The 11,888-nt window shown below is 60.5% G+C and carries 11 protein-coding genes; 8 read left to right on the forward strand and 3 right to left on the reverse strand.

From position 1 onward, the window contains the following. Positions 1-99: 99 nt before the first annotated feature. Positions 100-1,041 (forward strand): CAF17-like 4Fe-4S cluster assembly/insertion protein YgfZ, encoded by a 942-nt coding sequence (gene ygfZ / locus QOL84_RS12230; protein WP_283437355.1) that lies wholly within the window; start codon positions 100-102, stop codon positions 1,039-1,041. A gap of 35 nt (positions 1,042-1,076) precedes the next feature. Next, on the forward strand, positions 1,077-1,898 hold the full coding sequence (locus tag QOL84_RS12235; RefSeq protein ID WP_283437356.1) for an HDOD domain-containing protein: 822 nt from the start codon (positions 1,077-1,079) through the stop codon (positions 1,896-1,898). Between the two features lie 153 nt (positions 1,899-2,051). Here the strand turns inward: QOL84_RS12235 and QOL84_RS12240 are convergent, their stop codons facing one another. Both QOL84_RS12240 and QOL84_RS12245 read right to left on the reverse strand, forming a co-directional pair. Beyond that, positions 2,052-3,437 carry a sensor histidine kinase gene (locus QOL84_RS12240; protein ID WP_283437357.1) on the reverse strand — a complete coding sequence of 462 codons (1,386 nt, stop codon included), beginning with the start codon at positions 3,435-3,437 and terminating at the stop codon, positions 2,052-2,054. Next, complete coding sequence (locus QOL84_RS12245) at positions 3,430-4,101, reverse strand: response regulator (RefSeq protein WP_038358340.1); 672 nt, start codon at positions 4,099-4,101, stop codon at positions 3,430-3,432. Before QOL84_RS12245 ends, QOL84_RS12240 begins: the two co-directional genes overlap by 8 nt. 236 nt (positions 4,102-4,337) lie before the next feature. Between QOL84_RS12245 and QOL84_RS12250 the strand changes: the two genes are divergently transcribed. The 5 genes from QOL84_RS12250 (at position 4,338) to QOL84_RS12270 (ending at position 9,784) form a co-directional block, all read left to right on the forward strand. Then, entirely contained in the window at positions 4,338-5,630 is a 1,293-nt protein-coding gene (locus QOL84_RS12250) for an OprD family porin (RefSeq protein ID WP_283437358.1), read from the forward strand. A 111-nt stretch (positions 5,631-5,741) separates the two neighbouring features. Further along, positions 5,742-6,719 (forward strand): Bug family tripartite tricarboxylate transporter substrate binding protein, encoded by a 978-nt coding sequence (locus tag QOL84_RS12255; RefSeq protein ID WP_129390396.1) that lies wholly within the window; start codon positions 5,742-5,744, stop codon positions 6,717-6,719. A 57-nt stretch (positions 6,720-6,776) separates the two neighbouring features. After that, positions 6,777-7,241 carry a tripartite tricarboxylate transporter TctB family protein gene (locus QOL84_RS12260; protein ID WP_283437359.1) on the forward strand — a complete coding sequence of 155 codons (465 nt, stop codon included), beginning with the start codon at positions 6,777-6,779 and terminating at the stop codon, positions 7,239-7,241. Between the two features lies 1 nt (position 7,242). Then, positions 7,243-8,757 carry a tripartite tricarboxylate transporter permease gene (locus QOL84_RS12265; RefSeq protein WP_129390390.1) on the forward strand — a complete coding sequence of 505 codons (1,515 nt, stop codon included), beginning with the start codon at positions 7,243-7,245 and terminating at the stop codon, positions 8,755-8,757. Further along, positions 8,750-9,784, forward strand: a complete 1,035-nt coding sequence (locus QOL84_RS12270) for an AbrB family transcriptional regulator (protein ID WP_129390387.1) — start codon at positions 8,750-8,752, stop codon at positions 9,782-9,784. The genes QOL84_RS12265 and QOL84_RS12270 overlap by 8 nt, the downstream gene beginning before the upstream one ends. Positions 9,785-9,898: 114 nt before the next feature. On the opposite strand, the gene ung is transcribed toward QOL84_RS12270, so the two are convergent. After that, entirely contained in the window at positions 9,899-10,591 is a 693-nt protein-coding gene (ung, locus tag QOL84_RS12275) for a uracil-DNA glycosylase (RefSeq protein ID WP_064119805.1), read from the reverse strand. A 132-nt stretch (positions 10,592-10,723) separates the two neighbouring features. Between ung and QOL84_RS12280 the strand changes: the two genes are divergently transcribed. Beyond that, positions 10,724-11,836 (forward strand): enoyl-CoA hydratase/isomerase family protein, encoded by a 1,113-nt coding sequence (locus QOL84_RS12280; RefSeq protein WP_129390384.1) that lies wholly within the window; start codon positions 10,724-10,726, stop codon positions 11,834-11,836. Positions 11,837-11,888 lie beyond the last annotated feature (52 nt).

Raw genomic sequence — 11,888 nt, forward strand, 5'->3', positions numbered from 1 at the left:
CAGTCGGCTTTGGTCGGGCACCATCGATCCTTTATCAACTACCCATTTCAACAACGCGCCCTTATGATGTGCCCCAGTCTATTTACCCTGCGATGACCCATGGCCGATTCTGCTTTTTTCTGCACCCTGTCTCATGAAGGCGTTCTCGCGGTTCGCGGCGCGGATGCCGGAAAATTCCTGCAAGGCCAGTTGACCTGCAATCTCAATTACCTGAGCGACACTCGCGCCAGCCTCGGTGCCCGTTGCACCCAGAAAGGCCGGATGCAGTCGAGTTTCCGCATTCTGCTGGAAGGTGACGGCGTGGTCCTGGCGATGGCCAGCGAGTTGCTCGAGCCGCAACTGGCGGATCTGAAAAAGTACGCAGTGTTCTCCAAATCGAAACTCACCGATGAAAGCGCCGCCTGGGTGCGCTTTGGCTTGGCACATGGCGATAACGCCCTGACCGGCCTGGGTCTCGAGCTGCCGGCAGAAACCGACGGTGTCGTGCGTAACGACAACCTGATCGCCATTCGTGTTTCGCCAGACCGCGCAGAACTCTGGGTGCCTGCCGATCAGGCTCAGGCGATCAAAGCCAAACTGGCGGCAACATTGCCGGAAGGCGAGCTGAACCAATGGCTGCTGGGCCAGATCCGCGCCGGTATCGGTCAGGTCATGCCGAGCACTCGCGAGCTGTTCATCCCGCAAATGCTCAACCTGCAAGCCGTGGGCGGCGTGAGTTTCAAGAAAGGCTGCTACACCGGCCAGGAAATCGTCGCGCGCATGCAATACCTCGGCAAACTCAAGCGCCGCCTGTATCGCCTGAGCCTGGACGCTGCCGACTTGCCGGAGCCTGGCACACAGTTGTTCGCGCCAAGCCACAACAGTTCGATCGGCGAAGTGGTGCTGGCCGCCAATGCCGGACAAAACATTGAACTCCTGGCGGTGCTGCAAGCCGAAGCTGCCGAAGCCGGTGATTTACATCTGGGCACCCTCGAAGGCCCGGCGCTGCACTTGCTCGACCTGCCGTACGAACTGGATCGCGACCGCGAAATCCAGCGCTGATCGCAGCATTTGTCGCAACACCCTAGAGAGTTTAAATGAGCGAACTGGCGGAAAAGGTCCAACAGGATTTGGTTGAGGCCATCGATAACGATGACCTGGTTCTGCCAACGTTGCCGGAAGTGGCCCTGCAAATTCGCAAGGCCGCCGAAGACCCGGAAATCAGCGTCAGCGACCTGAGCAAAGTGATCGGCCGGGACACGGCGTTATCGGCGCGCCTGATCAAAGTGGTCAACAGCCCGTTGCTGCGCGCCGCACAGGAAGTCACCGACCTGCACACCGCCATCACCCGGCTGGGCATCAACTACAGCAGCAACCTGGCGATTGGCCTGGTGATGGAGCAGATTTTCCACGCCAGCTCCGAAGTGGTCGAACACAAGATGCGCGAAGTCTGGCGCATGAGCCTGGAAATCGCCGGGGTCAGTTATGCCCTGTGCCGCCGCTACACCCAACTCAAACCGGATCAGGCAGCGCTCGGAGGGCTGGTACACCAGATCGGCGTTCTGCCGATCCTGACCTACGCCGAAGATCACTACGAATTGCTTTCCGACCCGGTCAGTCTCAACCATGTGATCGACCACATTCATCCGTTGCTGGGCGACAAGCTGCTGCGGGTCTGGGAATTTCCGGAGCGCCTGGTGGAATTGCCGGGGCGCTATCAGGACTTCAAGCGCGACTCGACGGCCATTGATTACGTCGATCTGGTGCAAGTGGCGAGCCTGTATTGCCACAAGGGCACCGACCATCCATTTGCGCGGATTGATCCGTTGAGTGTTCCGGCGTTCAGGAAGCTTGGGATCGATCCAGAGAACAAGGCGTTGTGTGCGGACCTGGAAGAGTCGCGGACGATGTTTTACTAAAACCGGTGGCGAGGGAGCTTGCTCCCGCTGGGCTGCGAAGCGGCCCCAAAACCCGGCGATTTTTTTTATCAGATACACCGCGATTTGAGGAATTACGACTGCTGCGCAGCCGAGCGGGAGCAAGCTCCCTCGCCACAAAAGCCAATTTGCCCATCACCCGGCGATAAAACTGACCCGCACCTTCAACCCCGCCTGCTCGCCATCATGCAGACTGATCTGCGCCAGATGCGCCCTGCAGATCTCACCGACAATCGCCAAGCCCAGGCCAGAACCCGCCACCTGCTGATTACGCCGATAGAAGCGTTCGAACACCCGATCACGCTCCTCCAACGGAATCCCCGGCCCATCGTCTTCCACCTCCAGCACCGCCGGCGCAGTCACCCGCAAAATCACGTTGCCGCCCGGTGGCGTGTGCGCCAATGCGTTGTCCACAAGATTACTCAGCAACTCATTCAGTAACGTCGGCTCACCGCGTAACCAGACAGGTTCGTCCGCCTCCAGCGCCAGCGCTACCCCGCGCTTGTGCGCCAGCGGCGCCATGGCCATGCCCAGTTCGCGCGCCAACTGGCTCAGATCGAGCAACTGCGCCCCGCCCTCGGCAATCGCCCGCGCACCGTTTTCGACGCGTGCCAGCGACAGCAACTGATTGGCCAGATGAGTCAGGCGATCAGTGCTTTGCGCAGACGACTCCAAAGTACTGCGCCAGGTCTCAGGCTCCGTTGAGCGCAGGCCCAACTCAAGCCGCGCCTTCAACGCCGCCAATGGTGTACGTAACTCATGCGCCGCATCGGCAATGAACTGCGCCTGCCGTTCAAACTGCCCGCGCAGACGCTCGGTGAAATGATTGAGCGCACGCACCAGTGGCCATAGCTCATGCTGCACCTCGACCAACGGCAGCGGACGCAAATCGTCGGGCTGACGCTCTTCAACCGCCGTGCGCAAACGCTCCAACGGGCGCAACGCAGCGCTGACCGCGAACCACACCAACAGCAACGCGCCGATTGCCAGCATGCCCAGACGCAGCAACGTATCGGCCGCCAGACTGCGCGCCATGCTCACTCGCGCTTCGTCGGTTTCAGCGACGCGAATTTCCGCCATGCCGTTCATGTTCGGTTCGGTGACCGCTTTCAACAGACTGACCACGCGCACGTTCTGGCCGTTGTAGGACGCGTTGTAGAACCGCGCAAGCGCCGGATAGCTGTCGGTGCGCTTGGTGCCGGGCGGCGGTCCGGGGAGGTTTTCGTAGCCGGAAATCAGCTTCTGATGAATATCGTTGACCTGATAATAAATCCGCCCGGCGCTGTCGTAGGCGAAGGTATCGAGCGCCACGTAAGGCACGTCGGCGCTGAGGCTGCCGTCACGCTGCGACAGCCCGGCAGCGATGGTACGCGCCGAGGCCAGCAGGGTGCGGTCGTACGCGGTGTCGGCCGCTTCACGTCCATTCCAATAGGCGCTCAAACCACTGGCGAGCATCAACACCACCAGCAATAACGCGAGGTTCCACAGCAACCGCCAACGCAGGCTGCTGGGCTTATGCATCGCGGCTTTCCAGCAGATAACCGAGGCCACGGAAGGTCACGATCGCCACCGGTTGGCCGTCGAGTTTCTTGCGCAGGCGATGCACGTAGATTTCGATGGCATCGGGGCTGGCTTCCTCGTCGAGGCCGAACACTTGCGAAGCCAATTGCTCCTTGCTCATCACCCTGCCCGGTCGGGCGATCAGCGCTTCCAGCACGGCTTGTTCGCGGGAGGTCAGGGTCAGCAATTCTTCACCGAGGGTGAAACGCCGGGTGTCGAGGTCATAGGCCAGCACGCCGCAACGCTGCTGGCGTTCGCCGCCGAGCACACTGCGGCGCAGCAGGGCTTTGACCCGCGCCTCCAGCTCAGTCAGTTCGAACGGTTTGGCGAGGTAATCGTCAGCGCCCAGATTGAGGCCATGCACGCGGTCCTTCACATCACTGCGCGCGGTCAGCATCAGCACCGGCAGATTTTTTCCGCGTGCGCGCAAACGCGCGAGTACTTCGAAACCGTCCATGCGCGGCAGGCCGACATCGAGGATCGCCACGGCGTACTCCTCGCTGCTCAATGCCAGATCGGCGGCCACGCCATCGTGCAGCACATCCACGGTCAGACCGGTGCTCTTGAGCGCCTGCGCGACACTTTCGGCCAGTTGCAGATGGTCTTCGACGAGCAGAACACGCATGGATTTTTACCTCGTTCAGGGATGGCCGACGCCACGCTTTGCCGCGGAGTTTACAGCCGCAACCGCCGCTGTGAAGCCCGAAAACCGTGAAAGTCAGCTGAAAGGTTAGCGAAAGGTTAGCCGGTTAGAGTCGGCCCACGGACAGTCCCGGCTGCCGTCGCTGCTGCCACACAGCGCTACGAAAAACGCCACGAAGCGTTTTCGACCAATAAGAACAATAAACGGAGTACACCCGCATGCCGTCCATGCAGCCTCAGGCATCCTCGCCTGTTCGCCCTTCCCGTTTCAGCCACACCGCCCTCGCCAGCGCCGCCGCTCTTGCCGGTTTTTCGCCGTTGAGTTTTGCCGACTTCATCGAAGACAGCAGCGCCACTTTCGAAACCCGCAACATGTATTTCAACCGCGACTTTCGCGATGGCACCAGCGCTCAACAGTCCAAGCGTGACGAATGGGCCCAAGGCTTCATGCTCAATCTGCAATCGGGTTACACCGACGGCACCGTGGGGTTCGGTGTCGATGCGCTGGGCATGCTGGGGGTGAAACTCGATTCAAGCCCGGACCGCACCGGCACCGGTCTGTTGCCGACCCATGACGACGGGCGTGCAGCAGACGAATACTCCAAGCTGGGTCTGACCGGCAAAGTGAAAATCTCCGCCACGGAACTGAAAATCGGCAGCCTGATTCCCGAACTGCCGATCCTCAAACCCAACGACGGACGCATCCTGCCGCAGACGTTTGAAGGCGGTTTGCTGACCTCCAAAGAGATCAAGAACCTGACGTTCACCGGTGGTCGACTGGAGAAAGCCAAGGATCGCGACAGCACCGACTTCGAAGACATCGCCCTCAACAACAAGAACAGCCGTTTCGCCGGTACCGCTGCCGGCAAACACTTCGATTTTGGCGGCGTCGACTACAAGTTCACCGACAAGATCACCGGCAGTTATCACTTCGCGCAACTGGACGATGTCTACAACCAGCACTTCTTTGGCCTCGTTGCCTCGCGGCCGATGGGGCCGGGCACGTTCGCCACCGACCTGCGTTTCGCCGTCAGTGATGACCAAGGCGCGGCCCGTGGCGGCGAGATCGACAACCGCTCGCTCAACGGTCTGGTCAGCTACGCACTCAGCGGCCACAAATTCAGCGCCGGTTATCAGCACATGTCCGGCGACAGCGCCTTCCCCTACGTCGATGGCAGCGACCCGTACCTGGTCAACTTCGTGCAGATCAACGACTTCGCCGGCGCTGAAGAACGCTCCTGGCAGGCGCGCTACGACTTTGACTTCGCCAGGTTTGGCATCCCCGGCCTGAGCTTCATGAGCCGCTACTTGAGCGGTGACAACATCAAGCTCAAGAACGGTGAAGAAGGCAAAGAGTGGGAGCGCAACACCGAGATCAAATATGTAGTACAAAGCGGCGCCTTGAAGGATGTCGCGGTGCGTTTGAGGAATGCTACTTACCGTTCCAATTACTCGGCTCGCGATGCGGATGAAGTGCGTTTGCTGGTGAGCTATAGCGTTGCCCTTTGGTAATTGATTGAAATGCCTTGGTGTTGTGGTCGGGAGATCAAAAGATCAAAAGATCGCAGCCCTCGGCAGCTCCTACACAAAAGCCCTTACAACAAAAAAACTGTGGAGAGACCAATGAATTTTTCACTGCGTAAAGTTGCTTTGGCGGCCGGCATGATGCTGGTTGCTGGCCAGTTGCTGGCTGAACCAAAACGTCCGGAATGCATTGCGCCGGCATCGCCGGGCGGTGGTTTTGACCTGACCTGCAAACTGGTGCAGAGCGCACTGGTCAATCAGAAACTGCTGAGCAAACCGATGCGCGTCACCTACATGCCCGGCGGTGTCGGCGCAGTGGCTTACAACGCGGTGGTTGCTCAGCGTCCGGCCGATGCCGGCACGCTGGTCGCGTGGTCGAGCGGTTCGCTGCTGAACCTGGCGCAAGGCAAGTTCGGTCGTTTCGATGAGACCAACGTGCGCTGGCTGGCAGCGGTTGGCACTAGCTACGGCGCCATCGCGGTGAAAAGCGATTCGCCCTACAAGACCCTCGACGATCTCGTTCAGGCGTTGAAGAAAGATCCAGGCTCGGTGGTCATCGGTTCCGGTGGCACGGTCGGCAGCCAGGACTGGATGCAAACCGCACTGATCGCCAAGGCCGCCGGGATCAACCCGCGTGACCTGCGCTATGTGGCGCTCGAAGGTGGCGGCGAAATCGCCACCGCCCTGCTCGGCGGCCACATCCAGGTCGGCAGCACCGACATCTCCGACTCCATGCCGCACATCCAGAGCGGCGACATGCGCCTGCTCGCGGTGTTCGCCGACAAGCGTCTCGACGAGCCGGAAATGAAAGACATCCCCACCGCTCGCGAGCAGGGCTACGACATCGTCTGGCCAGTGGTGCGCGGTTTCTATCTGGGGCCAAAAGTCAGCGATGAAGATTACGCCTGGTGGAAAGACGCGTTTGACAAACTGCTGGCCTCCGACGAGTTCGCCAAGCTGCGCGATCAGCGTGAACTGTTCCCGTTCGCCATGACCGGCCCGGAACTCGACACCTACGTGAAGAAGCAGGTCGCGGACTACAAAGTGCTGGCCAAAGAGTTCGGCCTGATCCAGTAACCGTCCCTGCATCCCACGGCCATGTCCCTTGACGGGGGCATGGCCCAGGAGTTTGTCATGTCCACACTTTTACAACGCATTTTCGCCTCGATGCTGTTGCTGGTCTGCGTCGGCCTGGCACTGATGGCGTGGCCGTACCAAGCGGCTTTTTCATACGAACCCGTCGGCCCGCGCGCTTTCCCTCTATTGATGCTTGCGCTGATGGGCGCGGCGCTGCTGTACATGGTGTTCCGTCCGGCAGCGATCAAACACAGTGATGACGAGCCGCCGCTGGATCGCGAAACCCTGACCAAGATCGGCATCTGCGTGGTGCTGCTGCTGGTGTTCGCCGGCACCTTCGAACCCCTCGGCTTCATCGTCGCCAGCATCCTCACCGGCGTACCGATGGCTCGCCTCTACGGTGGCCGCTGGTTGCCGAGCGCGGTGATCATCAGCCTGATGGCCATCGGTCTTTACCTGTTGTTCGACCGTGTGATGGACGTTCCGCTGCCTCTCGGCCTGCTCAGCGTTCTGGAGAACTGATATGGATACTCTTGGCTATTTGGGTCAGGGTTTCGGCGTCGCGCTGAGCCCGTACAACCTGGTGACCGCGCTGTGCGGCACGCTGATCGGCACCGTGGTCGGCCTGCTGCCGGGCCTGGGGCCGATCAACGGCGTGGCGTTGCTGATCCCGATCGCATTTGCACTCGGCTTGCCACCGGAGTCGGCATTGATCCTGCTGGCAGCGGTGTATCTGGGCTGCGAATACGGTGGCCGGATCAGCTCGATCCTGCTGAACATTCCGGGCGAAGCCTCCACCGTGATGACCACCCTCGACGGCTACCCGATGGCCCGCAAAGGCCTGGCCGGTGTGGCGCTGTCGCTGTCGGCGTGGAGCTCGTTCATCGGTGCGTTTATCGCCACTTGCGGCATGGTGCTGTTCGCCCCGCTGCTGGCGAAATGGGCGATTGCCTTCGGCCCGGCGGAATACTTCGTATTGATGGTGTTTGCGATTGTCTGTCTCGGTGGCATGGCCGGTGACCGGCCGTTGAAAACCTTTATCGCGGCGTTGATCGGCCTGTTCCTCTCGACCGTCGGCATCGACGCCAACAGCGGCGTTTATCGCTTCACCGGCGACAACATTCACCTGACCGACGGCATTCAGTTCGTCGTATTGGTGCTGGGCCTGTTCTCCATCAGCGAAATTCTTCTGCTGCTGGAAAAAACCCACCACGGCCAGGAAGCGGTGAAAGCCACCGGTCGCATGATGTTCAACTTCAAGGAAGCGGCATCGGTATTCACCGTGAACCTGCGTTGCGGCGTCCTCGGTTTCATCATGGGCGTATTGCCGGGTGCCGGCGCGACCCTTGCCAGCGCCGTGGCCTATATGACCGAGAAACGCATTGCCGGTACCACCGGCAAGTTCGGTGAAGGTGATGCCCGTGGCCTCGCCGCCCCGGAAACCGCCATCGGCGGCGCAGCGTGCGGCGCATTGGTGCCGATGCTGACCCTCGGTGTACCCGGTTCGGGCACCACGGCGGTGATGATTGGCGCGCTGTCGCTGTACAACATTACTCCCGGCCCACTGCTGTTCCAGCAACAACCAGACATCGTCTGGGGCCTGATCGCGTCGTTGTTCATCGCCAACGTCATGCTGGTGATCCTCAACATCCCGATGATCCGCGTATTCACCCGCATCCTCGCCGTGCCGAACTGGGCACTGGTGCCGGTCATCGCGATCATTACCGGGATCGGCGTTTACGCGGTGCATGCCACCACGTTCGACCTGTTCCTGATGATCGGCATCGGCATCTTCGGTTACATCTTGCGCAAGCTGGATTTCCCGTTGTCGCCGCTGCTGCTGGGCTTCATCCTCGGTGGTCTGATGGAGCAGAACCTGCGTCGTGCCCTGTCGATCTCCAACGGTGCATTGGAGATTCTCTGGTCGAGTCCGATCACCTTCGGTTGCTGGGTACTCACAGCGATCATGCTGCTGATGCCGATCATCCGCATCTGGCGTAAACGTTCGGCCGCGCAACGCGCCATCGCCGATGTTTGATCGGTCTTCCCTCAAGTCCTGGTGGGGAACCCCGCTGGTCGGTCTGCTCGGCGGTTACCTCGCCAGCCAGATCGGCTGGCCACTGCCGTGGATGGTCGGCTCGTTATTGGCGATCATCCTCGTACGCTGCCTGACCCCCTGGCAACTCACGGAAATCCCTGGCGGCCGCAAGTGCGGCCAGTGGATTGTCGGCATCGGCATCGGCCTGCACTTCACTCCAGTGGTGATGGAGCAGGTGCTCAGCCATTTCGGTTTGATCTTCTTCGGTGCGCTGGTCACCAGCCTGTCGGCGGTAGTCGGCGTGTGGCTGATGCGGCGCACCGGCGAGGATCGCGCCACGGCGTTTTTTTCGAGCATGCCCGGTGGATCCGGAGAGATGGTCAACCTCGGCGCACGCAACGGCGCGATGCTCAGCCACGTCGCGGCGGGACAGAGTCTGCGGGTGTTGGTGGTGGTGTTGTGTGTGCCGGCGGCGTTCAAGTATTTGCTTGGCGACGGCAGCCCGATTGCCCACGCTGGCAGCGTCGATTGGCGCTGGCTGGCGATTTTGTTTCCGGCGGGTGGTTTGCTCGCGTGGCTCTGGCAACGTTTGCGTCAGCCCAATCCTTGGCTGTTCGGGCCTCTGCTGGTGAGTGCCACGGTGAGTATCGCCTGGGATCTGCACATCGGTTTGCCGGATGGCGGCAGTCAGATTGGCCAGTGGTTGATTGGCAGCGGTTTGGGCTGTCACTTCAACCGGCAATTCTTCCGGCGTGCGCCTTCATTCATGGGGCGCACGTTGATCGGCACGGCGTTGACCATGTTGATCGCGACGCTGGCGGCGTTGGGGTTGAGTGCGCTGACTCATCTGGACCTGCGTTCGCTGACGCTGGGCATGATGCCCGGCGGAATTGCCGAAATGAGTCTGACGGCGGAGACGCTGCAACTGTCGGTGCCGCTGGTGACGGCGATGCAGGTGATGCGGTTGCTGTTTGTGCTGTTTCTGGCGGAGCCGTTGTTCAAGTACTGGAATCGTAATCCCGAGTAAAACCGTGTCGACTTCATCGCTGGCAAGCCAGCTCCCACAGGTTTTTGAGGTGTTCACATAATCTGTGGCACCCACAAAACCCTGTGGGAGCTGGCTTGCCAGCGATGGGGCCCTTCAAATCGGCGGTAAACGCCACTCGATCGGCGTCTCGCCATTCTGCTCAAGAAACTTGTTGGTCCGGCCAAAGTGCCCGCAACCGAGGAACCCGCGATAAGCCGACAACGGCGACGGATGCACCGACGTCAGCACCAGATGTTTAGTCGCATCAATCAGCTTCTGTTTACTCTGCGCATGCGCGCCCCAGAGCATGAACACCAGATGCGGCTGGCGCTCGCTGACCAGTTCAATGATCCGGTCGGTGAAAAACTGCCAGCCCTTGTCCTTGTGCGCATTGGCATTGGCGCGCTCGACGGTCATGGTGGTGTTGATCATCAACACGCCCTGATCGGCCCAGCTCTGCAGGTAACCGTGATTGGGAATGTCGATGTTGAGGTCGCGCTTCAGCTCTTTATAGATGTTGACCAGCGATGGCGGCGCCGGCACGCCCGGTTGCACCGAGAAGCACAAGCCATGGGCCTGACCCGGGCCGTGATACGGGTCCTGGCCGAGAATCACCACCTTCACTTTATCCAGTGGCGTCGAGTTCAAGGCATTGAAAATCATCGGCCCCGGCGGATAGATTTCCTTGCCGGCCGCCCGCTCCTGCTGCAGAAACTGGCGCAACTCTGCCATGTAAGGCTGGTCGAACTCAGCACGCAGTGCCTCCTTCCAGCTCGGTTCGAGTTTGATACGGTCGTCAGCAGTCATGGTCATACCCGGCAAAAACAATGGGGCGAACCCTAGGAAAGCCGACCACGCTTGTCAATTGCTCTGACACCGATCCGGCACTTTCCCCCACAACGATCATACTGATCGTTCAAATTCCCGATCGAGGTCACGATGAATCTGCACTTCGAAGAACTCACCGGCACCGATGGCGCCCGCATCGGCATCGCCAGCCTGGATGCTGAAAAATCGCTGAACGCGCTGTCCCTGCCGATGATCAACGCCCTCAGCGACAAACTGAACGCCTGGGCCAAGGATCCACAAATCGTCTGCGTATTGCTGCGCGGCAATGGCGCCAAAGCCTTTTGCGCCGGCGGCGAAGTGCGCAGCCTGGTCGAAGCCTGTCGTGCCCACCCCGGCGAAGTGCCGCCGCTGGCCGCACAGTTTTTCAGCGCGGAATATCGCCTCGATTACAGCCTGCACACCTATCCGAAACCGTTGATCTGCTGGGGCCATGGTTACGTGCTCGGTGGCGGTATGGGCCTGTTGCAAGGCGCGAGCACGCGGATTGTCACGCCGAGCAGCCGCTTGGCGATGCCGGAAATCACCATTGGTCTGTATCCGGACGTCGGCGCCAGTTGGTTTCTCGCACGTCTGCCGGGCAAGCTCGGCTTGTTTCTGGGTCTGACCGGCGCGCACATGAACGCGCGCGATGCGATCGATCTCGATCTGGCCGATCGTTTTCTGCTGGATGAACAGCAACCGCAACTGATCGAAGGCTTGCTGCAATTGAACTGGCAGGAACAGACCGACATGCAACTCAACAGTCTGCTCAAGGCCCTGCAACAGGAAGCCGTGGCGCAGATGCCCGAAGCGCAGTGGCTGCCGCGCCGTCAGCAGATCGACGAACTGCTTGATGTCAGCGACGTTGCCTGCGCCTGGAAAGCCATCAGCCTGCAACGCGACAGCAGCGATCCATTGATCGCACGGGCGGCGAAAACCATGAGCGAAGGCTCACCGCTGACCGCGCATCTGGTCTGGGAGCAGATTATCCGGGCGCGGCACATGTCGCTGGCCGAAGTCTTTCAGATGGAGTACACCCTGAGCCTCAACTGCTGCCGGCACCCGGAGTTCAGCGAAGGGGTTCGTGCGCGGCTGATCGACAAGGATCAGAAACCGCATTGGCATTGGCCGGACATCAACCATGTGCCGGATGCGGTGGTCGAGGCGCACTTTCACAAAGTCTGGGAGGGGCGGCATCCGTTGGCGGATTTGACGCAGTATTGAATCCCGTCAATGCCTGCGATGGCCGATTTTCGAACGCTATCGCGGGCAGGCC

The organism is Pseudomonas helmanticensis (assembly GCF_900182985.1).
GTDB classification, from domain to species: domain Bacteria; phylum Pseudomonadota; class Gammaproteobacteria; order Pseudomonadales; family Pseudomonadaceae; genus Aquipseudomonas; species Aquipseudomonas helmanticensis.

What these genes read in the sequence shown, in the direction of transcription:
- QOL84_RS12280 (WP_129390384.1), top strand. Translation starts at nt 10,724, where the DNA reads ATGAATCTGCACTTCGAAGAACTCACCGGCACCGATGGCGCCCGCATC.
- QOL84_RS12250 (WP_283437358.1), top strand. Translation starts at nt 4,338, where the DNA reads ATGCCGTCCATGCAGCCTCAGGCATCCTCGCCTGTTCGCCCTTCCCGT.
- ygfZ (WP_283437355.1), top strand. Translation starts at nt 100, where the DNA reads ATGGCCGATTCTGCTTTTTTCTGCACCCTGTCTCATGAAGGCGTTCTC.
- QOL84_RS12265 (WP_129390390.1), top strand. Translation starts at nt 7,243, where the DNA reads ATGGATACTCTTGGCTATTTGGGTCAGGGTTTCGGCGTCGCGCTGAGC.
- QOL84_RS12235 (WP_283437356.1), top strand. Translation starts at nt 1,077, where the DNA reads ATGAGCGAACTGGCGGAAAAGGTCCAACAGGATTTGGTTGAGGCCATC.
- ung (WP_064119805.1), bottom strand. Translation starts at nt 10,591, where the DNA reads ATGACTGCTGACGACCGTATCAAACTCGAACCGAGCTGGAAGGAGGCA.
- QOL84_RS12255 (WP_129390396.1), top strand. Translation starts at nt 5,742, where the DNA reads ATGAATTTTTCACTGCGTAAAGTTGCTTTGGCGGCCGGCATGATGCTG.
- QOL84_RS12260 (WP_283437359.1), top strand. Translation starts at nt 6,777, where the DNA reads ATGTCCACACTTTTACAACGCATTTTCGCCTCGATGCTGTTGCTGGTC.
- QOL84_RS12240 (WP_283437357.1), bottom strand. Translation starts at nt 3,437, where the DNA reads ATGCATAAGCCCAGCAGCCTGCGTTGGCGGTTGCTGTGGAACCTCGCG.
- QOL84_RS12245 (WP_038358340.1), bottom strand. Translation starts at nt 4,101, where the DNA reads ATGCGTGTTCTGCTCGTCGAAGACCATCTGCAACTGGCCGAAAGTGTC.
- QOL84_RS12270 (WP_129390387.1), top strand. Translation starts at nt 8,750, where the DNA reads ATGTTTGATCGGTCTTCCCTCAAGTCCTGGTGGGGAACCCCGCTGGTC.